This is a genomic window from Actinomadura logoneensis, from assembly GCF_003428695.1.
GTDB classification, from domain to species: Bacteria; Actinomycetota; Actinomycetes; order Streptosporangiales; family Streptosporangiaceae; genus Spirillospora; species Spirillospora logoneensis.
Genome location: NZ_QURH01000121.1, coordinates 1 through 24,580, shown reverse-complemented (window position 1 = coordinate 24,580; position 24,580 = coordinate 1). Strand labels below are relative to the sequence as shown.

General features: G+C 70.0%; 22 protein-coding genes. 17 read left to right on the top strand and 5 right to left on the bottom strand.

Features of this window, described 5'->3' with window-relative positions; all coding sequences use genetic code 11:
• Window positions 1-95 precede the first annotated feature (95 nt).
• Window positions 96-1,052: a tyrosine recombinase XerC gene (locus tag DZF91_RS06620; RefSeq protein ID WP_407920888.1), complete on the top strand. Its 957-nt coding sequence runs from the start codon at window positions 96-98 to the stop codon at window positions 1,050-1,052.
• A 71-nt stretch (window positions 1,053-1,123) separates the two neighbouring features.
• On the opposite strand, the gene DZF91_RS06615 is transcribed toward DZF91_RS06620, so the two are convergent.
• The gene (locus DZF91_RS06615; RefSeq protein ID WP_117356614.1) at window positions 1,124-2,056 is read right to left on the bottom strand and encodes a M23 family metallopeptidase; all 933 of its coding nucleotides are present in this window, start codon (window positions 2,054-2,056) and stop codon (window positions 1,124-1,126) included.
• A gap of 603 nt (window positions 2,057-2,659) precedes the next feature.
• Between DZF91_RS06615 and rpsB the strand changes: the two genes are divergently transcribed.
• The 6 genes from rpsB to DZF91_RS06585 all read left to right on the top strand — a co-directional run bounded on the left by rpsB (window position 2,660) and on the right by DZF91_RS06585 (window position 8,892).
• Window positions 2,660-3,583, top strand: coding sequence for a 30S ribosomal protein S2 (rpsB, locus tag DZF91_RS06610; RefSeq protein ID WP_117356601.1), 924 nt, complete (start codon window positions 2,660-2,662; stop codon window positions 3,581-3,583).
• An 89-nt stretch (window positions 3,584-3,672) separates the two neighbouring features.
• Window positions 3,673-4,509: a translation elongation factor Ts gene (gene tsf, locus DZF91_RS06605; protein WP_117356600.1), complete on the top strand. Its 837-nt coding sequence runs from the start codon at window positions 3,673-3,675 to the stop codon at window positions 4,507-4,509.
• A gap of 32 nt (window positions 4,510-4,541) precedes the next feature.
• Entirely contained in the window at window positions 4,542-5,372 is an 831-nt protein-coding gene (gene pyrH / locus DZF91_RS06600; RefSeq protein WP_407920887.1) for a UMP kinase, read from the top strand.
• Between the two features lie 33 nt (window positions 5,373-5,405).
• Window positions 5,406-5,963 (top strand): ribosome recycling factor, encoded by a 558-nt coding sequence (gene frr / locus DZF91_RS06595; RefSeq protein WP_117356599.1) that lies wholly within the window; start codon window positions 5,406-5,408, stop codon window positions 5,961-5,963.
• Between the two features lie 185 nt (window positions 5,964-6,148).
• A complete protein-coding gene (locus DZF91_RS06590) occupies window positions 6,149-7,081 on the top strand; it encodes a phosphatidate cytidylyltransferase (RefSeq protein ID WP_117356598.1) in 933 nt (310 codons plus the stop codon).
• A 218-nt stretch (window positions 7,082-7,299) separates the two neighbouring features.
• On the top strand, window positions 7,300-8,892 hold the full coding sequence (locus DZF91_RS06585) for an alpha/beta hydrolase (RefSeq protein WP_117356597.1): 1,593 nt from the start codon (window positions 7,300-7,302) through the stop codon (window positions 8,890-8,892).
• Between the two features lie 190 nt (window positions 8,893-9,082).
• Here DZF91_RS06585 and DZF91_RS06580 read toward each other — a convergent pair whose 3' ends face one another.
• Window positions 9,083-10,528, bottom strand: coding sequence for an aminopeptidase P family protein (locus tag DZF91_RS06580; protein WP_117356596.1), 1,446 nt, complete (start codon window positions 10,526-10,528; stop codon window positions 9,083-9,085).
• Between the two features lie 157 nt (window positions 10,529-10,685).
• Between DZF91_RS06580 and DZF91_RS06575 the strand changes: the two genes are divergently transcribed.
• The 4 genes from DZF91_RS06575 (at window position 10,686) to DZF91_RS06560 (ending at window position 14,666) form a co-directional block, all read left to right on the top strand.
• Window positions 10,686-11,357 carry a GntR family transcriptional regulator gene (locus DZF91_RS06575; RefSeq protein ID WP_235834126.1) on the top strand — a complete coding sequence of 224 codons (672 nt, stop codon included), beginning with the start codon at window positions 10,686-10,688 and terminating at the stop codon, window positions 11,355-11,357.
• A gap of 162 nt (window positions 11,358-11,519) precedes the next feature.
• Window positions 11,520-12,659: a 23S rRNA (adenine(2503)-C(2))-methyltransferase RlmN gene (gene rlmN, locus DZF91_RS06570; RefSeq protein ID WP_117356595.1), complete on the top strand. Its 1,140-nt coding sequence runs from the start codon at window positions 11,520-11,522 to the stop codon at window positions 12,657-12,659.
• A gap of 61 nt (window positions 12,660-12,720) precedes the next feature.
• The gene (locus tag DZF91_RS06565; protein WP_147341023.1) at window positions 12,721-13,209 is read left to right on the top strand and encodes a DivIVA domain-containing protein; all 489 of its coding nucleotides are present in this window, start codon (window positions 12,721-12,723) and stop codon (window positions 13,207-13,209) included.
• Window positions 13,210-13,277: 68 nt separating this feature from the next.
• Window positions 13,278-14,666: a DUF1963 domain-containing protein gene (locus DZF91_RS06560; RefSeq protein ID WP_117356593.1), complete on the top strand. Its 1,389-nt coding sequence runs from the start codon at window positions 13,278-13,280 to the stop codon at window positions 14,664-14,666.
• Between the two features lie 174 nt (window positions 14,667-14,840).
• Here DZF91_RS06560 and DZF91_RS06555 read toward each other — a convergent pair whose 3' ends face one another.
• A complete protein-coding gene (locus DZF91_RS06555; RefSeq protein WP_147341022.1) occupies window positions 14,841-15,485 on the bottom strand; it encodes a hypothetical protein in 645 nt (214 codons plus the stop codon).
• Between the two features lie 41 nt (window positions 15,486-15,526).
• Window positions 15,527-16,627: an ATP-binding cassette domain-containing protein gene (locus DZF91_RS06550; protein ID WP_117356591.1), complete on the bottom strand. Its 1,101-nt coding sequence runs from the start codon at window positions 16,625-16,627 to the stop codon at window positions 15,527-15,529.
• 195 nt (window positions 16,628-16,822) lie between these two features.
• Between DZF91_RS06550 and DZF91_RS06545 the strand changes: the two genes are divergently transcribed.
• Window positions 16,823-17,242: an HIT family protein gene (locus DZF91_RS06545; protein WP_117356611.1), complete on the top strand. Its 420-nt coding sequence runs from the start codon at window positions 16,823-16,825 to the stop codon at window positions 17,240-17,242.
• Between the two features lie 362 nt (window positions 17,243-17,604).
• Here the strand turns inward: DZF91_RS06545 and DZF91_RS06540 are convergent, their stop codons facing one another.
• Window positions 17,605-18,105 (bottom strand): Lrp/AsnC family transcriptional regulator, encoded by a 501-nt coding sequence (locus DZF91_RS06540; RefSeq protein WP_117356590.1) that lies wholly within the window; start codon window positions 18,103-18,105, stop codon window positions 17,605-17,607.
• Between the two features lie 167 nt (window positions 18,106-18,272).
• On the opposite strand from DZF91_RS06540, the gene DZF91_RS06535 reads away from it, so the two are divergent.
• The 5 genes from DZF91_RS06535 to DZF91_RS06515 all read left to right on the top strand — a co-directional run bounded on the left by DZF91_RS06535 (window position 18,273) and on the right by DZF91_RS06515 (window position 24,515).
• The gene (locus tag DZF91_RS06535; RefSeq protein ID WP_117356589.1) at window positions 18,273-19,718 is read left to right on the top strand and encodes a gamma-aminobutyraldehyde dehydrogenase; all 1,446 of its coding nucleotides are present in this window, start codon (window positions 18,273-18,275) and stop codon (window positions 19,716-19,718) included.
• Between the two features lie 689 nt (window positions 19,719-20,407).
• Window positions 20,408-21,568, top strand: coding sequence for an ABC transporter ATP-binding protein (locus DZF91_RS06530; protein ID WP_117356588.1), 1,161 nt, complete (start codon window positions 20,408-20,410; stop codon window positions 21,566-21,568).
• On the top strand, window positions 21,565-22,797 hold the full coding sequence (locus DZF91_RS06525; protein WP_117356587.1) for a polyamine ABC transporter substrate-binding protein: 1,233 nt from the start codon (window positions 21,565-21,567) through the stop codon (window positions 22,795-22,797). The genes DZF91_RS06530 and DZF91_RS06525 overlap by 4 nt, the downstream gene beginning before the upstream one ends.
• Before the next feature lie 3 nt (window positions 22,798-22,800).
• Entirely contained in the window at window positions 22,801-23,664 is an 864-nt protein-coding gene (locus DZF91_RS06520) for an ABC transporter permease (RefSeq protein ID WP_117356586.1), read from the top strand.
• A complete protein-coding gene (locus DZF91_RS06515; RefSeq protein WP_117356585.1) occupies window positions 23,661-24,515 on the top strand; it encodes an ABC transporter permease in 855 nt (284 codons plus the stop codon). The genes DZF91_RS06520 and DZF91_RS06515 overlap by 4 nt, the downstream gene beginning before the upstream one ends.
• The last annotated feature ends 65 nt before the right edge of the window (window positions 24,516-24,580 follow it).

The window sequence follows — 24,580 nt, the reverse complement described above, 5'->3', positions numbered from 1 at the left end:
GAGACGAGCCGGAGCGTGGCTGGCGTGGACCGCGGGTGGCTCCGGGGACGCGGCGGTGCTTGATTTCGGTGGGTGTGGGACGCAACGTGGCGGTTGTGAATGCTGAGGAAGGTAGTGACGGGCATCCGAAGGAGGACGCGCACAGCGGCGGCGTGCTGGACGGCCTGCTCGCCGAGTTCGCGACGTTCCTGACCGCGGAGCGCGATGTCTCCGAGCACACGCTGCGTGCCTACCTGGGAGATCTCAAAGACCTTTCACGTTATGGCTCGACCGTCGGGCTCTCCTCACCCGGTGACCTCGATCTGAACGTCCTGCGTGCGTGGCTTGCGCGGCAGTACGCGATGGGGCGTTCGCGGGCGACCCTTGCCAGGCGTACCGCAGCGGCGAGGACGTTCACCCGGTGGCTGTACCGGCGCGGTGTTCTCCCGAGCGACCCAGGACCGCTGCTGGGCACGCCGAAGCGGACGCGCGACCTGCCGACGGTCCTCGCCCAGGACGAGGTGGGGCGCCTGCTGGACAAGATGGACGTCACGGGCCCGATCGGTCTGCGGGACCTCGCCATCCTCGAAGTGCTCTACGGCGCGGGCTTGCGGGTCAGCGAACTCTGCGGTCTCGACATCGACGACGTCGACACCGCCCGCAAGACCGTGCGGGTCTTCGGGAAGGGCGACAAGGAGCGCACCGTCCCGCTGGGCGAGCCGGCGCTCCGCGCCGTGGGGGACTGGTTGCGCGCGGGCCGCCCAGACCTGGTGACGGAGGACAGTGGTCCCGCTCTGTTCCTTGGCGTGCGCGGAGGCCGGCTGCACCCGACGAGCGCCCGGCGGATCGTGCACAGGCGGATCGCTGAGGTCGGCGAGGTGCCGGATCTGGCGCCGCACGGCCTACGCCATACCGCGGCCACCCACCTCCTGGAGGGCGGGGCGGACCTGCGCAGTGTCCAGGAGATCCTTGGTCACGCCTCCCTCCAGACCACCCAGCTCTACACCCATGTCTCCGTAGAGCGCCTGAAGCAGGTTCACCGACAGGCGCACCCCCGGGGCGTCGCCGATTGAGCCGCCGCGCCTCGACGCCGAAGGAGCGGTCGCTTCGTGCCTCCCTAACGAGGGGGTCGCTTCGCGCATCCTCAACGAGGCGGGTGTGACGCGGTGGGACGGCGTAGGCGGCGTTCGTGAGCCAGATCGATGACGTTCGGTGCGGGCTCCTGATCCGGCGGCCCTTCGGGCAACCGGGCTCGAGGACGGCCGCGTCCCCTGCGTACGAAGGCCAAGGAGAGTGCGAGGACGAGGCAGGTCAGCGTGCCCGCAACGGCTGCCGAGGCGCCACTGAGGGCAGGGCGCAGCGGACGGTCCCCCTTCGGCAGTTGGGAGGCCGCTGCAGGGGTGCGGCGGACGCGTTCAGGTCGTGCGAGGGGTGGAGCTTGAAGATCCGGCGAAGAGTGTGCTCCGGGCCGAGAAGGCGTGCTTGGGGAAGTCGGCGAAGGCAGGCCGTCGAACGGCACAGGAGCAGGGTTCGGCTCCCAGAGCGGTAGCAGACGTACGAGGGGATGAACCAGGGCAAGCGGATCCAGATACGTGGTGCCGCGCAGCAACCCCCAATGCAGGCACGCCTGCGAGCAGTGGGCCGGTGCGGAGGGATCCACGGTGCCGATACGAGCACCTGCCGGTACGTCGCGGCCCACCGTGACGGCGGGGCGGACCGGCAGGTAGGTGGTCCGCAGCTCACCATGGGTGATCGCGACCACACCCCGCCCTGCCAGAGCGCCGGCGTAGGAGACCCGGCCTGGCCCGGCCGCGTACACCGGAGCCCCGGGCGATGCGGCGAGATCGACGCCGCGGTGGCCGGGCAGCCACGGCGAGGTGGGCGGACTGAAGCCGCGAATCACGGCGGGGGCGGGCGGCCCGAGCGGCCACCGCCAGCCCGTCGCCTCCGGGGTGGATGATCTCCTTGTCGGGTCGGACGGAGCAGCGCGATCGCTTGGCCCTTCCCGGGAGGGCGCCTCTGCGCTGTTCTCTTCGATCAGCGCGGGGTTCGCCGCGATCGCGCTGCTGGGAGACATCAAATTCTCAGGACCGCCGATCGAGATCTCACGGCTGCCGATCAAGGTCGGATAGAGCCCTGTCGTGCTGGCCACAGGCCCGAGCGTCGTGAATATCCGACTCGCGACCGCATCGGTCTCAGACGCGTCCGTGTCCAGGCGGCGTAAAGGCCCTGCGCCCCGTCCCAGCGGGGACGGGGCGGCGGAGCGGGACGATGGCCACTGGATCCGGGAAGGAGACCGAGCAGGCTCGAAGATCCCCGGAATCGGGCCGGATACGGCCAGCAGGCAGATGATCAGCGTTGTGAGCAGGGACATGGATCGAGGGTGCCCAGGGCCCGACCGTGGCCGCCACCGGACGCCCGTTCTGTGGATAACCCCGGTCCCGGCGGCCCGCGGAGGTCGGTTGGTTCCTCGTCAGGTCCCGTCATCCCGTAGACTTGGGTAACGGTCGCACGGTGGTCAACCCCGGGCGGCCGAATTCACGCGCCCGCCCGCCACCTGGTGTGGGGCATCTGCCTCTCGGTCCGTCGTCTGCGGCGGTGGGGCAGGGTCCGGGCGCCGGAAACCAACCGAGACGTGGCCCCGCCCCACAAGGCCGGGCCGGACAGGAGAACACGGGCTATGGCTCCCGTCGTCACCATGCGGCAGCTCCTCGAGAGCGGCGTCCACTTCGGCCACCAGACCCGCCGGTGGAACCCGAAGATGAAGCGCTTCATCCTCACTGAGCGCAACGGCATCTACATCATCGACCTGCAGCAGTCGCTGTCCTACATCGACCGTGCCTACGAGTTCGTCAAGGCCACGGTCGCGCACGGCGGCACGATCCTGTTCGTCGGTACCAAGAAGCAGGCCCAGGAGGCCATCGCCGAGCAGGCGACCCGGGTCGGGATGCCGTACGTCAACCAGCGCTGGCTGGGCGGCATGCTCACCAACTTCTCCACCGTCCACAAGCGGCTCACCCGGCTCAAGGAGCTGGAGGAGATCAACTACGACGACGTGGCCGGCTCCGGCATGACCAAGAAGGAGCTGCTCGGCCTGCGTCGCGAGAAGGACAAGCTGGAGCGCACCCTCGGCGGCATCCGCGACATGGCGAAGGTCCCCTCCGCCATCTGGATCGTGGACACCAAGAAGGAGCACATCGCCGTCAACGAGGCGAAGAAGCTCGGCATCCCGGTCGTGGCCATCCTGGACACCAACTGCGACCCGGACGAGGTCGACTACCCGATCCCGGGCAACGACGACGCCATCCGCTCGGTCGCGATGCTGACCCGCGTGGTCGCCGACGCCGTCGCCGACGGGCTCATCGCCCGCGCCGGCGCCCAGGGCGGCGACGAGAAGCCGGCCGAGGGCGGCGCCGCCGCCGAGCCGCTGGCCGAGTGGGAGCGCGAGCTGCTCGAGGGCAAGTCCGCCGAGGAGGCCCCGGCCGAGGCCGCCAAGGAGACCCCCGCCGAGGACGCCGCCGCGGAGGCCCCCGCCGCCGCCGGCGACGAGGCCGCCCCCGAGGCCGAGGCGACCGAGAAGCCGTCCGAGTCCGACCAGTCCTGAGCCCCCGATCCCCGGTGCGCCGCCCACCCGAGGCGGCCGCCGGGGATCGCCATGGGCACCACGACCACTGACGAGAGAAGCGAAGAGCGATGGCCAACTTCACCGCCGCGGACGTCAAGCGCCTCCGTGAGCTCACCGGCTCGGGCATGATGGCGTGCAAGAACGCCCTGACCGAGGCCGAGGGCGACTTCGAGAAGGCCGTTGAGATCCTGCGCCTCAAGGGCGCCAAGGACGTCGGCAAGCGCGCCGAGCGCACCGCCGCCAACGGCCTGGTCGCCGAGCACTTCACCGGCTCCGGCGACGGCGCGATGCTCGAGATCAAGTGCGAGACCGACTTCGTCGCCAAGAACGCCGAGTTCATCGAGCTGGCGCAGCGGATCGTCGAGTTCGCCGCCGGCAGCGACGCCACCGACGCCGAGGGGCTGGCGACCGCCGAGATCGAGCCGGGCAAGTCCGTTCAGGCCCTGATCGAGGAGAACAGCGCCAAGATCGGCGAGAAGCTGGAGCTCGGCCGGTACGCCCACTTCAAGGGCGTCTACGTGGCCAGCTACCTGCACAAGTCCGACCCGTCCCTGCCGCCGACCACCGGCGTCCTGGTCGAGCTGGACAAGGAGAACGCCGAGGTCGCCAAGGACGTCGCGCAGCAGATCGCCGCGATGGCGCCGAAGTACCTCACCTTCGAGGAGATCCCCGCCGAGGTGATCGAGAAGGAGCGCGCGCTCGCCGAGACCAAGACCCGCGAGGAGGGCAAGCCCGAGGCCGCGATCGCCAAGATCGTCGAGGGTCGGGTCAGCGCCTACCTGCGTGACTTCGTCCTGCTCGAGCAGCAGTTCGTCAAGGACAACAAGAAGACGATCGCCAAGCTTCTCGACGAGAACGGCGTCAAGGTCGTCCGGTTCGCCCGTTTCAAGGTCGGCCAGTCCTGACGCACCCTGGAGACAGGACGAATTCGCAGACCATGATCGAGGAGGCCGCCGACGTGCCGGACAACACCAACCCTGACACGACGGCGGCCTCGTCGTCCGCTGAGAGCTCCCCGCCCGCGCGCGGCCGTGAGACGCACGCGCCGCGGGCCGGCTGGAAGCGGGTCCTGCTGAAGCTCTCCGGCGAGGCGTTCGCCGGGGGCGACCCCATGGGCATCGACCCGGAGGTCGTCCAGCACGTCGCCGAGGCCATCGCCGAGGCGGTCCAGGACGGCGTCCAGGTCGCGGTCGTCTGCGGCGGCGGCAACATGTTCCGTGGCGCGGCCCTGGCCGAGCGCGGCATGGACCGCGGCCGCAGCGACTACATGGGCATGATCGGCACCGTGATCAACTGCCTGGCGCTGCAGGACTTCCTGGAGAAGCTCGGGGTGGACACGCGCGTCCAGACGGCCATCACGATGAGCCAGGTCGCCGAGCCCTACATCCCGCGCCGCGCCATGCGGCACCTGGAGAAGGGCCGCGTGGTCATCTTCGGCGCGGGCCTCGGCCAGCCGTTCTTCTCCACCGACACCACCGCCGCCCAGCGCGCGCTGGAGATCGGCGCGGAGGCGGTTCTCAAGGCCACCCAGGTGGACGGCGTGTACGACGCCGACCCCCGCAAGAATCCGGATGCGGTCAAGTTCGACCGTTTGGATTACGGTGAGGTCCTACAGCGGGGACTGAAGGTCATGGACGCCACGGCCATCAGCCTCTGCATGGACAACACGCTCCCCATCGTGGTCTTCGACCTCATGGGGCAGGGCAACATCGTCCGGGCCGTCCGCGGTGAGAAGATCGGCACGCTGGTCAGCCCGGCCGAGCAGTGACGGCACGGTTCATCGGATGACATGGGAGTCGAAGTGATCGACGAGACCCTCCTCGAGGCCGAGGAGAAGATGGAGAAGGCGGTCGCGGTCGCCAAGGAGGACTTCCATGCCATCCGCACCGGACGGGTCACCCCCGCGATGTTCAACAAGATCACCGCGGAGTACTACGGCACGCCCACGCCGATCAACCAGCTCGCCTCGTTCACGCTGCCCGAGCCGCGGCTGGTGATCGTGCAGGTGTTCGACAAGTCGTCCATGGCGGCGGTCGAGCGCGCGATCCGCGACAGCGACCTCGGCGTCAACCCGTCCAACGACGGCAACGTCATCCGGGTGGTCTTCCCCGAGCTCTCGGAGGAGCGCCGCAAGGAGTTCATCAAGGTCGCCGGCGGCAAGGCCGAGGACGCCAAGGTGTCGGTCCGCAACATCCGGCGCCGCGCCAAGGACGCCCTCGACAAGCTCGCCAAGGACGGCGAGGCCGGTGAGGACGAGGTCCGGCGCGCGGAGAAGGAGCTCGACGACGCCACGCACCGGTACGTGGCCCAGATCGACGAGCTGCTCGACCACAAGAAGGCCGAACTGCTCGAGGTTTGATGGAACTGGACAACGCCGGGGGGCCCGCTCGCTCCCCGGACGAGCCGGTCACCCCCGGTCCCGTGGACCCGCCCGGTGAGGCGGGTCCAGCGGACCGTCCGGCGACCGAGTCCGCAGCGGCGGACGAAGGCGGCGCTCATGCCGAACCCGGGAGGACCCCGGTGGAGGCGAGCGCCGCTTCAGGCATGGGGAGCGAAGCGTCCCGCGCCCGGGAGGGCGGCGGGCCGGCCTCCCCGCTCGGCGGCGATTCCGCGGCGAACGGCGGGTCCGGGGCCGGTGACGGCGCCACCGACCAGCCGGTGAAGCGGAAGAAGGCGGGCCGCAACCTGCCGGTCGCCATCGGTGTGGGCGTCACGCTCGGCGCGCTCGTCCTGCTCTCCCTCTACACGTTCAAGCAGATCTTCCTCGTCGTCATGGTGGGGTTCCTGCTGCTCGGTCTGCGTGAGCTGACCGACGCCTTCCGGACGCGCGAGATCGAGGTCCCGTTCATCCCGCTGGCGGCGGGCATGGTGGCCTCACCGGTGGTCGCCTATGTGTGGGGCACCAACGGGCTCGTGGCGGTGCTGGCGCTGACCACCCTGGCGGTCCTGGTGACACGCATGGTGGACGGCGCGGAGGGCTATGTCCGGGACGTCACCGCCGGCGTGTTCTCGATCGGCTACCTGATCCTGATGGGCGGCGTGGTCGCGCTGCTCATGAAGCCGGACGACGGGGACCACCGCATCGTCATCTTCATCGCGGTGACGGTGGCGAGCGACATCGGCGGCTTCTTCGCGGGGTCGTTCCTGGGCAAGCACAAGCTCGCGCCCACGATCAGCCCCAAGAAGACGTGGGAGGGCGTCACCGGATCGGCCATCACCTGCATGGTGGTGGGCGGCATCCTGGTGGCGACGCTCCTGGACGACGGCCAGTGGTGGCAGGGCGTGGTGATCGGCCTGGCGGCCGTCGTCACCGCCACGGTGGGCGACCTCATCGAGTCCATGCTGAAGCGCGATCTCGGCATCAAGGACATGGGGACGCTGCTGCCGGAGCACGGCGGCGTCATGGACCGTCTCGATTCCCTTGTCGCGACGGCTCCGATCGTGTGGCTGCTGCTGGAGCTTTTCGTCCCCGCATAGACAGGTCGGCGGAACGTCCGGCAATACGTTGACCATGAGCAGGCCCTGGGAGTCCCCCTCCCGGGGCCTTCGCTTTTTCTCTCGGAGTCGGTCACGGTTCGGCAACGGGTCTGCATGGTGGTAGTGCGTGACATTGCACTGCCACATGCTTCTCACGGGCCACCGAGCCCCGCGGGGCCTTCCACGTCCCGGTTCCGCGCAGTGGAGGAGACAGACGCATGAGGAGATCCGTCGGGCTGGCGCTGACCGCCGCTGCGGCATCGTCCGCCCTGGTCGCCGCCGCCCTGCCCGCCCAGGCCGCTCCCGGCCGCGCCCCCTCGGGGACCGCCGGGTACCGGCCGCACCTGAACTGGAAGTCGTGCAACGACTCCCAGAACCCCCGGCTGCTCTGCGCCAAGCTGGAGGTGCCGCTCGACCACGCCCGTCCGGACGGGCCCAAGATCAAGATCGCGGTGAACCGGCTGCCCGCGACGGCCCCGGCCGGCGAGCGGCAGGGGCCGATCCTGCTCAACCCCGGCGGTCCGGGCATCAGCGGCCTGTGGATGGCACCATGGGTCCCGTCGAAACTCCCCGCCGACGTCGCCGCGTCCTACGACTGGATCGGGTTCGACCTGCGCGGAACGCAGGGCAGCGAGCCGCATATGGCCTGCGACCCGCACTATTTCGACGGTCCACGGCCCGACTACCAGCCCAGCGCCGGCACCGAGGGCGCCTGGCTGCGCAAGGCGGCGGGCTATGCGGCCGACTGTGCCGCCAAGTACGCCGACCTGCTCCCACACCTCCGGACCGTGGACATCGTCCGCGACATGGACGACATCAGGCGGGCGCTGGGCGCCGGCAAGATCAGCTTCTTCGGCTGGTCCTACGGGACGACCCTGGGGTCGACATACGGCCAGCTGTTCCCGGGACATGTGAAGCGACTCGTCCTGGACAGCATCGTCGGCCCGCACATCAGCTGGTACGAGCAGAACGTCCGACAGGACCTCCAGCACGAAAAACGCTTCAAAGCATTCACTCAGTGGGTCGCCAAAGCGGACGGCGTCTATCACCTCGGCACGGACGCGGCCGGTGTCGAACGTAAGTGGTATGCGATGCGCGCCTCACTGGGTAAAACGCCGGTGGACGGCAAGATCGGCGCGGACGAGTGGGATGACACCCAGCTCGCAGGCGGTTATGACCCGGCCAAGTGGCCACGCCTGGCGACGGTCCTCGCCGCCTACACCAACAGCAATGACGCTGGGCCGCTGCGGGTCGCCTATAACAGGTACGCGGCCCCGGACCCCAACGACGACTCCTTCGACCTCTACAACGCCGTCCAGTGCAGTGACAGCACCTGGCCGCGGGATTGGAGTTTCTGGCGCAAGGATCAGGCGCGCATCGACAAGAAGGCGCACTATTACACCTACAGCAACATGTGGTACAACGCGGCCTGCGTTTTCTGGGCGGGTAAGGGCGGAGAACGTACCCGTATTACCGGCAAGGGGCTTCCTGCTGCGCTGCTGTTCCAGGCCACCGAGGACGCCGCGACCGTCTACCAGGGTGGTGTGGAGATGGCCAAGGCCATGCCCAACTCGCGCTTTGTCGTAGAGCAGGGCGGCGGTCGCCACGCCATCACCCTCGCGGGCAATGCCTGCCTCGACAAGCCTCTCATCGACTATCTGCGGGACGGCACGCTGCCGAAGGACCATGGGCTGGTGGACCTTCGCTGCGCCAAGTCGCCTGATCCCACGCCTACATGGGTCGGCGTGACCAAGGCGGCCGAGCAGCCGAGCGACAACGTCCGGCCACTGGACAATTACCGGATCCGCTGAGTGCTTAGGGGCTTTGCCACATAGGCTTAGGCATCGCGTGCGAGCCGGGAAGTGAATTCCCTGGATCCGCTCCGAAGTTCCGGGCCACACCAAGGGCTCGGCCCCATGAGGAACGGCCTCCCCGAGAACCGGGGAGGCCGTTCAAGTGGGCGAACCGGCCGGCGCGAGAGTCTGACCGGCTCTGGCGATCTCAGGAGAGGTCGGCCATCCAGCTCTCGATGTCGTCCGGGTGGCGGGGAAGCTCGGACGACAGGAGGCGAGAGCCGCTGTCGGTGACGACGAGGTCGTCCTCGATGCGGACGCCGATTCCGCGCAGTTCTTCGGGGAGGGTCAGGTCGTCCGGCTGAAGGTAAAGACCCGGTTCGACGGTGAGAACGTGACCAGGCTCCAGGACGCCGTCCAGGTACGTCTCGGCGCGGGCCTTGGCGCAGTCGTGGACGTCCATTCCGAGCATGTGGCCGCTGCTGCAGAGCGTGTAGCGGCGGTAAATGCCGGACTCGGGATCGAGCGCCGCCTCAGCGTCCGGGATGATTCCCCAGTCTTCCAGCCCGTCCGCGATGACGCGCATGGCGGCGAGGTGGAAGTCGCGGAAACGGGCGCCCGGCTTCACGGCGGCGATTCCCGCTTCCTGCGCGCGGTAGACGAGCTCGTACACGCGCCGCTGCACCGGGGTGAACTTCCCGGAGATGGGCAGGGTGCGCGTGATGTCGGCGGTGAAGAGGGTGTCCGTCTCCACGCCCGCGTCCAGTAGAAGAAGCTCACCGGGACGGAGCGGGCCGTCGTTGCGGATCCAGTGCAGTACGCAGGCGTGCGAGCCTGCGGCTGCGATCGTCTCGTAGCCGACGCCGTTGCCCTCAAGGCGCGCGCGCATGTTGAACTGGCCTTCCACCCACCGCTCGCCCCTGCGGTGGGAAAGCGCCTTGGGAAGTGCGGCGACGACGTCCCGGAAACCGAGGGTCGTGTAGTCCACGGCGGCGGCCAGCTGAGCCACTTCCCACTCGTCCTTGATGAGCCGGAGTTCGGAAACGAAAGAGGCCAGTTCCGCGTCGGCGCGCGGGTCGGTGTGCACCGGGGAGAGGTCGTCCACCTCGGAATCGATGCCGCGCATGACGCGGGTCGGCACCTCGCGCCCGCGCAGTGCGTCGGCCAGCTTCTCCCTGGGCGCGCCCTCGATCTGCAGCGTGGCCTCAAGCTCCGCCAGGGTGCGGCGACGGCCCACCCAGAATTCGCCGTGGCGGCGGTCGCGGTAGAACTCGCCTGTGTCGCGGGGCGACCGGGGGTGGGTGAAGAGCGTCGCTTGATGGCCGCTCACCGTCGGCTCTAGAACGAGGACCGCGTCCGGCACCGCCTCCACACCGGTTTCACCCGTGAGGTGGACGAACGCCGAGTGGGGACGGAACGGGTAGTCGCTGTCGTTGCTGCGGACCTTCAGCCCGCCGGCGGGGATGACGATGCGCTCACCCGGGAAGCGCTCCGAAAGGACGGCCCGGCGCTTGGCCGCGTAGGGCGCGGAGTCGAGAGGCGCGGGCGTGGTCGAGGTATCGGCCCAGGAATGGCTCAGATACTCGGCCAGCGCGGGGGAGACGGGCAGATCGTGGCTGCCGGTGGCGAAGCGTTCGGCTTCCGCGTCAGACATGGGCGTCCCTTCGAGTGTCCCGCCGGGGGGTGGCCTCGGCGGAGGCCAGGTGAGGGGTGGTGGCCGCACTGTAACATTTCACATTGCAGGGATCGGCCGTGTTGTGACGTTGCGTCACACTGTGACACGCTACCGGCCAGGGGAATAAGGAGCGCCCGTGACCGAAACGCCGAACCTGCCAGCACTCGGGGTCCGCCCGAACGTCCGGGAGGAGATCGCCGAGGCGCTGCGCGCCGCCCTGGTCGCCGGGGAGATGCGGCCGGGCGTGGTCTACTCCGCGCCGGTGCTGGCCGAGCGGTTCGGGGTCTCGGCGACGCCCGTGCGCGAGGCGATGCTCGACCTCGCCAAGGAGGGGCTCGTCACCGCCGTCCGCAACAAGGGCTTCCGGGTGACCGAGCTGACCGCCCGCGACCTGGACGAGATCACGGCCGTCCGGACGCTCATCGAGGTCCCCACCGTGGGGAAGGTCGCCGAATCCGTGCCCGCGGAACGGATCGCCGCCCTGCGCCCCATGGCGGAGGCGATCGTGGAGGCCGCCGAACGCGGGGACACCATCGCCTACATAGAGGCGGACCACGCCTTCCACCTGGAACTGCTGGCCCTGGCGGGGAACCAGCACTTGATCGAGGTGGTGGAACGGCTTCGTTACCGGTCCCGCCTCTATGGGGTGCCCAAGCTTGCCCAGAGCCAGGAGCTCGGCTTCTACGCGCGCGAGCACCTGGAGCTGTTGGACACGGTCGCGTCGGGTGATCCCGATGCGGCGTCCGCGGCCATGGACCACCACCTGCGGCACGTCCGGAATGCCTGGGCGGACGACCCGACTCCCTAGGGCGGGCGCTGCCGGAAGGTCGATTCGGCGCCGACCTGGTGTCTTGAGGGTGCGAGGCCTGAGCACGGGGTTGAGGGCTTCGGGGCGTCGAGGATCTTGGGTAGGCGGCGTCCGAGGCGAACGTCCCAGGCATCGGCCGGGGTTTGCGACACTGGAAGAACCATGTCTGCTACCGCCGAACCGGCCGCCACCGTAAAGAAGACCCCGGCGAAGCTCGTCTTCGCCGCTCCTCGCCGGGGCAAGCCGCCGCGCCACCTCGCGGATCTGACCACCGCGGAGCGGCGGGAGGCCGTCGCCGAGCTCGGCGAGAAGCCGTTCCGGGCCGACCAGCTGTCCCGCCACTACTTCGCGCGGCTCGAGGACGACCCCGAGCAGATGACCGACCTGCCCGCCGCCCTCCGGGAGCGGCTGGTCGGCGCGCTGCTGCCCAAACTCCTCGACCCGGTGCGCGAACTCGCCTGTGACGACGGCAGGACGCTGAAGACCGTCTGGAAGGCCTTCGACGGGGTCCTGTTCGAGTCGGTGCTCATGCGCTACCCGGACCGGGCCACGATGTGCGTCTCGTCGCAGGCCGGATGCGGGATGAACTGCCCGTTCTGCGCCACCGGCCAGGCCGGGCTGACGCGGAACCTGTCCACCGCCGAGATCGTCGAGCAGGTGGCGGCGGGGGCGCGGGCCCTGGCCCGCGGCCGTGTCGCGGGAGGCCCCGGACGCGTCTCGAACATCGTCTTCATGGGGATGGGCGAGCCGCTGGCCAACTACAAGTCCGTGATCGGCGCCGTCCGGCGCATCACGGACCCGGCTCCCGGCGGCCTCGGCATCTCCCAGCGCTCGGTGACGGTCTCCACGGTCGGCCTCGTGCCCGCGATCGAGAAGCTCGCGGCCGAGGACATGTCGGTGCGGCTCGCGGTGTCCCTGCACGCCCCCGACGACGAGCTGCGGGACGACCTCGTCCCGATCAACAACCGCTGGAAGGTCTCCGAGGTCCTGGACGCCGCGTGGGCGTACGCGGAGCGGTCGGGCCGCCGGGTCTCGATCGAGTACGCGCTGATCAAGGACGTGAACGACCAGGCGTGGCGCGCCGACCTCCTCGGCCGCCTCTTGCGCGGGCACCTCGTCCACGTCAATCTGATCCCGTTGAATCCCACGCCGGGTTCCAAGTGGACCGCCTCCCGGCCCGAGGACGAGCGCGAGTTCGTCCGCCGGCTGGAGGCCCACGGGGTCCCGGTGACGGTCCGCGACACGCGCGGGCGCGAGATCGACGGCGCCTGCGGCCAGCTCGCCGCGTCCACCAAGGACTGAGCCCCGGCCGCGCGCCCCGGAAGGAGACATACCGGTGGCGGTGACAGCCGGGGGCTTTCCCGTGGCCATACGCGGTTACCACCGCGCGCAGGTGGACGAACTGGTCGGGCGCGTCCGGGGGGCTCTGGAAGGCGGCGGGCCCCCGCTGGCCGCGGACGAGGTCAGGAAGGCTCGGTTCGACGTCGTGCTGCGCGGCTATGAACGCCGGGCGGTGGACGCGATGCTCCAGGAGTGCATCCTGAGGCTGCAGGCCGTCCCGGCGCAGCGGGCGGGCCGTCGGCGCCGGCCACGCGTGCAGACCGAGTGGCTGATCTCCTGGGTGCAGAACGCGAACTTCCCCAAGACCGTGGCACGCGGGGGCTACGTCATGGCGGACGTGGACGCCTTCCTGGACCGGGTCGTGGCGGGACTGCGCGGCACCCAGGCTCCGGTCACGGCACGGGACGTCCGCGAGACGACGTTCCGGACGGGGCGTTTCCTCGCCGCGTACGACGCGCGGGAGGTCGACCGGTTCCTCGACCAGCTGGCCGGAGCCCTGGAACCGCGCTGACGGACGAGTTATCCACAGATCGCCGGCCGAGTGGCGACGGCCGGAGTCGACCCGCCACGCTGGGTCACATGAACGCCGAACTGTTCCGTCGCCTCCACCCGCTCTTCAGCGCCTTCCTGACGCCGGAGACCGCCGGGATCCTGCTCTCCCTCGCCCGTCCGGCCCTGCGCCTGGTTCCGGGCGGCTCATCCGCCGTGCACCTCGGCGGCCGTCCGTTACTTCCGGCCGGTGAGCCCTGGCCGACGGTGGCGGGCCGTCCGATGGAGCATCTCTGCACGATCGACTTCGCAGCGATGCCGCCCCTGGACGGCCTTCCCACCAGGGGATACGCGTCCTTCTACCACTCGGGCGTCACACCCGGGGCGCGCGAGGGCGAGTCGCCGGTAGATGACGGCTGGCGCATCTACGCCCACGATCTGGTGCCCGCGACGCCGACCGTGACAGCGCCCCCGCTCGCTGCCGGACCGTGGGCCGTGGCTCCGTTCTGGTCGCTGCCGAGCCCGCTGGACCCGGCCCTCGGCCTGCTGGAACGGGCCCGACCGGGGACGCTGGGTTCCTACCGGTTCCTCTACGACAGCTGGCTCGATCAGGTGTGGGCGGACAAGGCGCCTCGTCACCAGATCGGAGGGTGGCCCGTCCTGCTCGAAGCCGATCGCCCGCTGGGGCCACCGCTGTCGGATGCGCCGCCGCCCGTCTCGAAGACCCTGCCGCGCTCCGAGGCGGACCGGGCTGTGCCCGTGCCGACGCGTGAGCCCAGGACCGGCCAGATGGTTCGGCCCACCGAATGTCCGCGGACCGTGGGCCAGGGCGCGGGAGGCCGTGCTGCTCCGAGTCTCCGGGATCCGCTTCCTTCTCGCTTCGGGAGCGTGTGCTCCCCGTACGCGACCACGTCAGGCGTCGAGGACGGGCGAAGTCGGGCTGCTGGGAGTGGCCGGCACGCGTCAGTGATGGCAGCGGCGACCGCCGTCGCCCCTCCCGGTGGGACTGCGACAGAGCGTCCTGTCGCCTGCCACTCTCCGGGGACGTTCGACGGCGAGGCGTCCGCTTCGAGCTCCGCGGTCTGCGGAGGGGACCGCGTGCGTCGTGGCGGCGACGGCCGGGATCCGGCGTTCCTGTTTCCGCGCACCCCGAGGCGGTCGGTCTCCGTCCTTCCGTCGAACGTGCATTCGGTGCGGCTGGAGGAGATCCGAGCGGCTGTGGTGGCAGCGAGGTCCGAGCGTCCGGAGAGTCGGCGTGGGGCGGACAAGGAGGCGAGAGCGGCGGCCGAGGCGCGCAAGGCCGCGACTCGGCGGCTCACCGAGAGACTCCGCGAGTGCCTGGACACCGGACGGCTCGTCCTGCAGCTCGATTCGGACCCCGGGGTTGGCTGGTTCTGGGGCGATCCGGGGAGCCTGTTCTTCGCGGTGCGACCGGACTCGGGCCTGGAGAGCGCTTGGCTGACCCGCCATGCGCTCTGACCCGCCATGCGCTCTGACCTGCCATGCGCTCTGACCCGCCATGCTCTTCGGTCCGCCATGCGCTTCGGTCCGCCATCGCTCTGAGGCACCATGCGCTCTGAGGCACCATGCGCTCTGAGGCACCATGCGCTCTGAGGCGCGTTCCCCTTCTCGTGTCTTTTCTCCCGGCCGGTGTCAGGTGGGGATGTTCCGGCGGTGCAGGGCCACCAGGTAGCCGGAGACCACCACCGCGCACCAGAGTCCGAGATGAAGCATCACTCCCGGAAGTGAGGCGCGCAGTGCGGACGGCCCGTCGTGGGCCGCCTTGATCCAGTCGAGGTAAGGGATGGCGAGGAAGTTCAGACGTCCCAGGCCGAGCAGGAGGGTGGCCGTCAGAGCGCAGAGCAGCGCCAGCAGGGATGTCCCTGCGCCGGGAATGATGGCTCGGCTCGTCCAGGCGCCGAGGGCGGTGCCGGCGACGCAGGCGAGCGCGGCCAGGAACACGGCGGCCACCGTGGTCTCGAGGGGAACCCCGACTGTCAGGGCTTGGAGGAGGGGAGCGGCGAAGAGCAGGAGACTGACCGCGCCACTGGCCACGAGGGCGGCGAGGAGGCCCGCCACGGCCGACCGCGGGACGGCCAGCATGGTGAGCCATCTCTGGACGGTGGGCTGAGTGTCGAGCAGCGAGCGGGTCGTCCATGCAGAGAGCGGCACCATGAACGCGGCGGCGTCCCCATAGGTGCCCGTCGCCAGCTTGACCGGATCGGGACCGCTCGGCCACTGCCCGAACACCAGGAGAACCAGCAGGAGCGTGGTGATCAACGAGGGGAGGAACCTCATGGATCGTAGGTATCCATCGATCTGGAAGCGGATGAGCGCGATCACGGGCGGTCGACCCTCCGAACCATACGTCCGGCGGCACGCAACCCACGCTCGATGTCGTCGGCCTCGTCCACCCTGACGACCACCTCGAGAACCGTCCACCCCGGAGGAGCCTCCGCCGACCCCGCAGGGCCCTGACCTCCAGCGGGGCTGCTTTCACGAGGGTTCTGGTGCTCGGGTGGAATCTCGTGCGTACTGCGACGTCGGCTCTCTGCGGGATCGGTGCGGCCGGAGCCGGCGTGTCCGGGGAGGACTTGGCGGGCCGCAGGGCTCTGATGTTGTTCGGTGGAATTCTGCTTATCCGGCAAGTCGCTTCGGCCAGGGCTTTCATCCGCGAGTGCCGTGTGGTGTGCATCGGGGTTCCGGTAGTCGGCGCGGACGGTATCCGACTCGGTGCTTGCGGAAATGGCAGTGGGGCCGGTTGGCAAGTCCGAGACGGGTGTAGAGGGAGTGACCGTCAGTGAGTGAGCGCCGGCTCGGAGGGGCTGCTCGGAGATGGTCGTGTCGGCGAGATGCCACTGTCTGAGGTTCGGCAGAAGGGGGAGGGCTTCAGGTTGATGCAGAACTCGTTGGTGGTCGCTGATGACGATGGTGGCGCCGTCGGCGGCGAGAGAGGCCAGGAGTTCCGGGAGTAGGGCCAAGGTCGTGGCGTCCAGACCGGAGAAGGGCTCGTCCAGGAGGAGAAGGGCAGGGGCGGGGAGCAGTGCCTGGATGAATCCCACCTTCTGAGCGCTGCCCTTGGAGAGTTCAGCGAGTGAGGTGTGGAGGAGGTGGTCGAGGTTGAGGAGATCGGTCCAGTGATCCGCCGCGGAAGGAGGGAGACCGTGTAGCGCGGACATATGCGCCAGGTAGGCGTGCACTGTGAAGGGCTGATCGGTGGGAAAGCGCTCGGGGGCGTAACCGATCGATGCGGGGCGTCCGGTGATCGCGCCACGACGCGGTCGGTGGAGACCGGCCAGCAGGCGCAGCAACGTCGATTTCCCAGCGCCGTTCGGCCCGGTGAGTTCGATGATGTCGCCGGGGCGGAGGGTGAGGGAAACGTCGCGGAGTACCCAAGGTCCACGTCGTCCGTACCGGAAGGCGACACTGTCGAGACGCATAGGGCCCGCACGCTACAGAGGGCGAGCTAAAGAGGGCGTGAGACCGGACCACTGGTCGGCCTTGGTGGGCGTGGGCGCGCGTCAGGACCGGGCGGCTGGAGGTCTGGGGCCGCTGGGTTGGATTGGTGGGATGGCGGGGGCGGATGATGTTCGGGCGGGCGTGGATGGTGGGCGGTGCTGGGAAGGGTGGGGTTGATGGTGGACAAGGCGTGTGTGTTCTGCGAGATCATTCGGGGCGAGCATCCGGCGCATGTGGTGTTGGACGCTCCGGAGGCGATGGCGTTTCTGGACACGCGACCGCTGTTCAAGGGGCACACGCTGCTGGTGCCGCGGGAGCATCACGAAACGTTGATCGATCTGCCTGAAGAGCAGGTCGGGCCCTTCTTCGTCCAGGCGCGTCGGCTGGCGGCGGTGATGGAGAGCGAGCTCGGGGCGGCGGGATCGTTCGTGGCGGCCAACAATCGCATCAGCCAGAGCGTCCCTCACCTGCATGTCCATGTCGTCCCACGGAACCCGAAGGACGGGCTTAAGGGATTCTTCTGGCCTCGGCACAAGTACGAGTCCGACGAGGAGGCCGCGAAGTTCGCCGCCACTCTGCGTGCCGCGCTCGGCTGAGCCGACTCAAGAGCGACCACGGGTCGACTCAAGAGCACCACCGGCTGGTGCGTCTGTTGGCGAGAAGGCCAGGAAGTCCCCTGCGCGTGGGACGGGTGCCCCATGTGCGTGAAGTTTCGCTTCCGGCGGCTGCGCAGCGCTTCGGGTAGCTCGACGGTGCGCGCCGCAGCACTTGGGCGGAGGCTCCGGCCGTTGGAACTGAGGAGGCGGGGGCGGACTTGGGCGGAGGCTCCGAGCGTGAGGGCTGAGGGAGGCGTTGCGGCGGGGGCTTGGGCGGAGGCTCCGAGCGTGAGGGGTGAGGGAGGCGTTGCGGCGGGGGCTTTTCTTGCGGGTGCAGGGTGGCGGGGGCGGGGTCGCTGGGTCTAGTGGGTTCCCCAGGTGTAGGTCTGCTTGCGGAGCTTCAGGTAGACGAAGCTCTCGGTGGAGACGACGCCGGGGACGGCGCGGATGCGGCCGAGGAGTTCGAGGAGCTGCTCGTCGTCCTCGCAGACCAGTTCGACGAGGATGTCGAAGGAGCCGGCCGTGATCACGACGTAGTCGATGGCCTCGATGGCGGCGAGGGCGTCGGCGATCTTCTCCAGGTCGCCCTCGCACTTGACGCCGATCATCATCTGGCGGGAGAAGCCGAGCATGAGGGGGTCGGTGACGCCGACGATCTGCATGACGCCGGTGTCCAGGAGCTTCTGGACGCGCTGGCGGACGGCGGCCTCGGAGAGGCCGACGGCCTTGCCGATCGCGGCGTAGGAGCGGCGGCCGTCCTGCTGGAGCTGCTCGATGATCTGCTTGGCGGTCTCGTCGAGCGGGACGGCGGTGCGGCGGGCGCCGCCCGCGGGCGGGCGGCGCTCCGGGGAGCGGTCCGTCATGGTGCGTCTCCTTGCTGCGGCATCATGGGCTGGATGGGGGTTGGGGTGTGGATTCAGTCGTGAAACTCGATCGTAACAACGGAATCCCTTGTCAAAGCGGACAACCTCTGTAAGGGTCGGGCCAACGACGGTTCCGGCTGCGGTGGCCATCAGGGAAGGGGTCGGCGATGACCAGCGAGCAGGCGATCAGGCTGCGCAACTTTATCGGCGGCGAGTACGTCGACGCCAAGGACGGCGGGACGCTGGAGGTGGTCGACCCCAGCACCGGTGAGGTGTGGGCCGCCTCGCCCAACTCGGGCGCCGGTGACGTGGACGCCGCCTTCCGCGCGGCGGCCGACGCCTTCCCCGGCTGGCGGGACGCGACACCCAAGGACCGGTCCCTCGCGCTGCTCCGGTTCGCCGACGCCGTCGAGGCGCGCGCGGACGAGCTGGTCGCCGCCGAGTCGCGGGACACCGGCAAGCCGCTGCGGCTGACGGCGGACGAGGAGATCCCGCCGATGGTGGACAACCTGCGGTTCTTCGCCGGGGCCGGGCGCATCCTGGAGGGCAAGGCGACCGCGGAGTACATGGCCGACCACACCTCCTCGGTCCGACGCGAGCCGATCGGGGTGTGCGCGCAGGTCACCCCGTGGAACTATCCGATGATGATGGCGGTCTGGAAGTTCGGGCCGGCGATCGCGGCGGGCAACACGGTGGTGCTGAAGCCGTCCGACACCACTCCGGCGAGCACGCTGCTGCTCGCGGAGATCGCCGCGGAGTTCCTGCCGCCGGGCGTGTTCAACGTGGTGTGCGGCGACCGTGACACCGGACGGGCGCTGGTCGCGCACCCGACCCCGCAGATGGTGTCGATCACCGGCAGCGTCCGGGCCGGGATGGAGGTCGCCCGCGCGGCGGCCGACGACCTCAAGCGCGTCCACCTGGAGCTGGGCGGCAAGGCCCCGGTCGTGGTCTTCGACGACGCCGACGTCGAGTCCGCCGCCCAGGGCATCGCGGGGGCCGGGTTCTTCAACGCCGGGCAGGACTGCACCGCGGCGACGCGCGTCCTGGTGGCCGAGCGCCTGGCGGACGACTTCACCGCCGCGCTCGCCGAGGCCGCGCGCGGCACGACGGTCGGCCCGCCGAACCCCGACGCCGACGCCGACTACGGGCCGGTCAACAGCCAGGACCAGCTGGAGCGGGTCAAGGGGTTCATCGACCGCGCGCCCGACCACGCCCGCGTGGAGGCCGGCGGCGGGCGGGTCGGCGACCGCGGTTACTTCTTCGCCCCGACCGTCGTCAGCGGCCTGCGCCAGGACGACGAGATGGTCCAGAACGAGATCTTCGGCCCGGTCATCACCGTGCAGCGCTTCTCGGACGAGGAGCAGGCCGTGCGGTGGGCCAACGACGTCAGGTACGGCCTGTCCGCGAGCGTGTGGACCCGCGACCACGGCCGCGCCATGCGGATGACCAGGGCGCTCGACTTCGGGGCCGTCTGGGTCAACACGCACATCCCGTTCGTGTCGGAGATGCCGCACGGCGGCTTCAAGCACTCCGGCTACGGCAAGGACATGTCGATGTACGGAGTGGAGGACTACACCCGGATCAAGCACGTCATGCACTACATCGGCGCCTGACCCGGCGGTCGTCCGGCGGCCTGCCGGGCCAGGCCGCTCCGCACTCGGCCGACCCCGCGCCCGCTTCCGCTCCTGCCCCGGCCGCCGTCGGCGGGCGGGGCACCCGGCCGGGCGTTCCTGAGAACGCTCACCTCCCAGCCGCCCTGTCCGTCCCCTCCGCAGCCCGCCCCTCGGAACGAAGGGAGGGGCGACGTGGCGGGACGGGCGTCCTCCGGAACGCTGAGTCATGTCGTCCACCTCCCAGGCCCGCCCCCGCCACTGTCGTCCCGCCGGCCGGACCGGTCGGCGGGGCGGCGCGCCCGGTCGGGCGGACCGGCCACGGACGCCCGTCCGTTCGGGCCGGACTCTCCGCGCACCTTCGGCGGCAGGAAGATCCCGACCCCGAAGCCGCGCTCCGTCCTCGCGACTCGCAGGTGATCACGGTGCGGGCCGCCGGCCGGCGGGATTCCGGCGGCCGGGCAGGGCGGCCGTGCTCCGCCGGAGCACGGCGGACGGCACGTGCGTCGGTCGTCGGGGCGGAGGGCGGATCCGCTCCGGCGCATAGCATCTGGACGTCGCTTCGGCGCGTCCTCCCAGGTCGGACCCCCTCCCGGGACCGGCCGGCGGCCGAACCCCGCGCGGGAGAGGCCCACCCCCCAGGCGTTCCGTCCAGGGAGCGCCGCACTCCGATCCCCGTGAAGGACCGTGTCATGACCGAGACCCAGCACGCGCCCCTGCGCGACGACCCCGGGCGTGCCGGGGACGCCGTTCCCGCGATCGAGCTCGCCGGGGTGCGCAAGGAGTACCACGCGCACGGCGAGACCGTGCCGGCCGTCCGGAAGGTGGATCTCGCGATCGGGCAGGGCGAGTTCTTCTCCCTGCTCGGGCCGTCCGGCTGCGGCAAGACGACCACGATGCGGATGATCGCCGGCTTCGAGGAGCCGACGGCGGGCGAGGTCTACCTGCACGGCGAGTCCGTCACGGGGGTGCCCGCCAACCGGCGCGACGTGAACATGGTGTTCCAGTCGTACGCGCTGTTCCCGCACATGAGCGTGTTCGAGAACGTGGCGTTCGGGCTGCGCCGCAGGCGCACGCCCAAGGCCGAGATCGCCGAGCGCGTCGCCGCGATGCTGGAGATCGTCGACCTGGCCGGCCGGGAGAAGCGGCGTCCGGCGGAGCTGTCCGGCGGGCAGCAGCAGCGGGTCGCGCTGGCCCGGGCGCTGGTGAACCGGCCGCGGGCGCTGCTGCTGGACGAGCCGCTCGGCGCCCTCGACCTGAAGCTGCGCCAGGCCATGCAGGTCGAGCTGAAGCGGATCCAGCGCGAGGTCGGCATCACGTTCGTGTACGTCACGCACGACCAGGGCGAGGCCCTGACCATGTCGGACCGGATCGCGGTGATGAACGACGGGCTGGTCGAGCAGCTCGGGTCGCCGCGGGAGATCTACGAGCGCCCGGCCACCAAGTTCGTCGCCGGGTTCATCGGCACGTCCAACCTGCTGGGCGGGGAGGCCGTGGAGGGCGGGGCCGGGCAGGCGGTCCTGCGGCACGGGGACGGCGGACGCATCGTGGCGCTGCTGGGGGACGGGCGGAGCGTCACGGCCGGGGACGCCGTGGAGCTGACCGTCCGGCCGGAGAAGATGCAGATCACCGCGGACCGGCCGGACGACGGGCTGAGCCGGGTGCCCGGACGGGTCAGCGAGGTCGTGTACCTCGGCACCTCCACCAACTACAACGTCACGACGGACGGCGGCGCGGAGGTCGTGGTCTTCGTCCAGAACGCCATGAACGCCGAGGACGTCGCGCGCCGCGGCGACCGGGTGTGGCTGTCCTGGGAGCCGCAGCACTCCTACCTGCTCGGGAGCCCGGAGTGAGGGGCCGGCCGCGCCCGGCGCCGGACCCGGCCCTGCTGCGCGGGCTGACGACGCGGCGCGGGTTCCTCGGGGCCGTGGGGGCGGTGGCGGGCGCCGCCGCGCTCTCGGGGTGCGGCATCCCCGGACGGGGCGGGAACGGCGTCGTCACCCAGGCCGACATCGACGCGTACTGGCGCGGACGCACCGGGAAGGGCCATGTGAACTGGGCGAACTGGCCCGGCTACATGGAGGACGACCACTCGACGATCAAGCAGTTCAGCAAGGAGACCGGGATCTCGGTCACCTACAAGGAGGCCATCCAGGAGGCCGCGGACTGGTTCGGGAAGATCCAGGCGCCGCTGGCCGCGAACCAGTCGATCGGGTTCGACCTGATGGTGGTCACCAACGGCATCCAGTTCACCCAGCTGGTCGAGCTCGGCTACCTCGCGCCGCTCGACCACCGGCGGCTGCCGAACTTCGCCCGGTACGCGAGCGAGAAGGCGAAGCGGCGGGCCTACGACCCGCAGAACGTCTTCAGCGTCCCGTACATGTCGGGCCTGACGGGGATCGCCTACAACACCAGGTACGTGAAGGAGCCGATCACCAGCGTCCAGCAGCTCTTCGACCCGAAGTACAAGGGCCGGGTCGGGATGATGAGCGACTCGCAGGAACTCGGGAACTTCGGCATGTTCGCGGTCGGCGCCGATCCGGAGAAGTCCACCGAGGCCGACTGGAAGCGGGCCGGGGAGGTCCTGCGCGGCCAGCGCGACAAGGGGATCGTCCGCAAGTACTACGAGCAGGGCTACATCGACGCCGTCACCAAGGGCGACGTGTGGCTGACGATGGCCTGGTCCGGCGACGTGTACACGCTGTCCAGCCCCGACGTGAAGTTCGTGGTGCCCAAGGAGGGCGGCACCATCTGGAGCGACTGCATGATGCTGCCGAAGACCGCCGCCAACCCCGTGGACGCCATCCGGCTGATGGACTGGCTGTACGAGCCGCGCAACAACGCGCCGCTGACCGAGTTCATCAACTACGTCACGCCGGTGCCGGGCGTCCAGGACGTCATCAGGCGGCAGGCCGCGGCGGCCACCGGCAAGGACAAGGCGGACCTCGACCGGCTCGCGACCAGCCCGCTGATCTTCCCCAGCGCGGAGGAGTACGCCAAGCTGCGGACCTACCGGGCGCTCAGCAACGCCGAGCTGCCGCGCTACCAGAAGGTCTTCCAGACGATCCCGCAGGGGGCCTGAGCGATGGCACGGCTGCGCAAGGCGCTGACCCCGTACCTGATGATCCTGCCGGGCGGGCTGTGGATGGCGGTGTTCTTCGTCGTCCCGCTGGTGTTCATGCTCTCGGTGTCGCTGATGACCGGGAACATCATCGACGGGTTCAAGCAGACCTGGCACTGGCAGAACTACGCCGACGGGTTCCACACCTACGGCGACAAGCTGGTGCGGTCGCTCTGGTACGGCCTGCTGGCGACGGTCGCGTGCATCGCGCTCGCCTACCCGGCCGCCTACTGGATCGCGTTCAAGGGCGGACGGCGCAAGTCGACGTACCTGTTCCTGCTGCTCCTGCCGTTCTTCGTGTCGTTCGTGCTGCGGACGCTCGCGTGGAAGCTCGTCCTCACCGACAACGGGCCGCTGCTCGGACCGCTGCGGAGCCACGGGCTGCTGCCGAAGGACTTCCATATCCTGGACAGCGGGTTCGCCGTGGTCTCCGGGCTGACCTACAACTTCCTGCCGTTCATGGTGCTGCCGATCTATGTGGCGCTGGAGCGGATCGACTACCGGGTCATCGAGGCGTCCTACGACCTGTACGCGGGCCGGACGCAGGCGTTCCTGCGGGTCGTCCTGCCGCTGTCGCTGCCGGGCGTGTTCGCCGGGGTGATCATGACGTTCGTGCCGGTGGCGTCCGACTACGTCAACTCCGAGGTGCTCGGCGGCCCGAACAACGTGATGATCGGCCACATCATCCGCACCGAGTACTTCGACAACAGCTCGTACGCGCTGGCGTCGGCGCTGTCGTTCTCGCTGATGGCGCTGCTGCTCGTCGGGATCTTCGCCTACGCCCGGGCGCTGGGCACCGAGGACGTTCTGGAGGCGGCGGGACGATGACCACGACACTGGACAAGCCACAGAAGCCGCGCAAGCCGGAGCAGTCGGCCGCCGTCCGGCGTCGGCGGCGCCGGATCGAGCGGGACGGCCTCGGGCTGCGGATCTACACCTGGCTGATCATCGCGTGGCTGATGCTGCCCATCGCCATCATGATCGTGTTCGGGTTCAACGACACCCACAGCAAGCAGAACTTCCAGTGGGAGGGCTTCACGCTCCGCTGGTACCGGCACCTGTTCGACAAGGGCGACCTCACCCGGGCGCTCTGGAACTCGCTCTCGATCGCGCTGCTCAGCACCGTGATCACGACCGTCCTCGGGACGTTCGCCGGGCTCGCGCTCGGCCGGTTCCGGTTCCGCGGCAAGGGCGTGACGAACCTGGTGCTGTTCGCCGCGATCTCCTGCCCGGAGATCGTCATGGGCGCGTCGCTGCTCTCGATGTTCGTCAGCCTCGACCTGCCGCGCGGCTACTGGACGGTCCTGCTCGCGCACGTCATGTTCTCGATCTCGTTCGTCGCGGTGACCGTCCGGGCCCGGGCGGTCGGCCTGGACCCGCGGGTGGAGGAGGCCGCCAAGGACCTGGGGGCCGGACCGGTCGCGACGTTCCGGCTGGTCACCCTGCCGATGATCATGCCGGGCGTGATGTCGGGGGCGCTGCTCGCCTTCGCCCTGTCGGTCGACGACTTCGTCATCACCAACTTCACCAGCGGCTCGACGGTGACGTTCCCGCTGTGGGTGTACGCCTCCACCCGCACCGGCACGCCGCCGCAGGTCAACGTGATGGGAACCCTGATCTTCGCGGCCGGCGTGGTGCTGGCCGTGATCTCCGCCCGGCGCGGCGCGCGCCGCACCTGACCGCCGGCGCGCCGTCCGCGCCCCCGACCGGGACGGACGGCGCGCCGCGGGTGGCCGGGCACGAC